At 55.1% G+C, this 1,204-nt stretch carries 1 rRNA gene; it reads right to left on the bottom strand.

The features are described 5' to 3' along the window. Window positions 1-36 precede the first annotated feature (36 nt). A 23S ribosomal RNA gene (locus RU01_RS17720) occupies window positions 37-1,204 on the bottom strand; the annotation flags it as partial.

Genomic DNA, 1,204 nt, shown 5'->3' with positions numbered 1-1,204 from the left:
TGTCTCAGATACTGCACAGTGGACGCGTAGCTTCTTTGTGGTAAGTCCTCGGCCTATTAGTACCAGTCACCTGCACCCATTGCTGGGCTTCCAGTTCTGGCCTATCAACCCGGTGGTCTGCCGGGGGCCTTACCCCCTCGAGGGGGTGAGAAACCTCATCTTGGAACAGGCTTCCCGCTTAGATGCTTTCAGCGGTTATCCCTTCCGAACGTAGCTAACCAGCGGTGCTCCTGGTGGAACAACTGGCACACCAGAGGTTCGTCCGTCCCGGTCCTCTCGTACTAGGGACAGCCTTCCTCAAGTTTCTGACGCGCGCGGCGGATAGAGACCGAACTGTCTCACGACGTTCTAAACCCAGCTCGCGTGCCGCTTTAATGGGCGAACAGCCCAACCCTTGGGACCTACTCCAGCCCCAGGATGCGACGAGCCGACATCGAGGTGCCAAACCATCCCGTCGATATGGACTCTTGGGGAAGATCAGCCTGTTATCCCCGGGGTACCTTTTATCCGTTGAGCGACACCGCTTCCACTTGCCGGTGCCGGATCACTAGTCCCGACTTTCGTCCCTGCTCGACTTGTCAGTCTCACAGTCAAGCTCCCTTGTGCACTTGCACTCGACACCTGATTGCCAACCAGGCTGAGGGAACCTTTGGGCGCCTCCGTTACATTTTGGGAGGCAACCGCCCCAGTTAAACTACCCACCAGGCACTGTCCCTGAACCAGATCATGGTCCGAGGTTGAGGTATCCAATACGATCAGAGTGGTATTTCAACAACGACTCCACACACACTGGCGTGCATGCTTCACAGTCTCCCACCTATCCTACACAAACCGAACCGAACACCAATACCAAGCTGTAGTGAAGGTCCCGGGGTCTTTTCGTCCTGCCGCGCGTAACGAGCATCTTTACTCGTAATGCAATTTCGCCGAGTCTATGGTTGAGACAGCTGAGAAGTCGTTACGCCATTCGTGCAGGTCGGAACTTACCCGACAAGGAATTTCGCTACCTTAGGATGGTTATAGTTACCACCGCCGTTTACTGGGGCTTAAATTCTCAGCTTCGCTCCGAAGAACTAACCGGTCCTCTTAACCTTCCAGCACCGGGCAGGCGTCAGTCCGTATACATCGTCTTACGACTTCGCACGGACCTGTGTTTTTAGTAAACAGTCGCTTCTCACTGGTCTCTGCGACCCACACCAGCTCA

This window comes from Rhodococcus sp. MEB064 (assembly GCF_000834565.1).
In the GTDB taxonomy this organism is placed as follows: domain Bacteria; phylum Actinomycetota; class Actinomycetes; order Mycobacteriales; family Mycobacteriaceae; genus Rhodococcoides.
The sequence above is the reverse complement of the archived record's forward strand: the minus strand, read 5'-3'. Positions and strand labels throughout refer to the sequence as shown.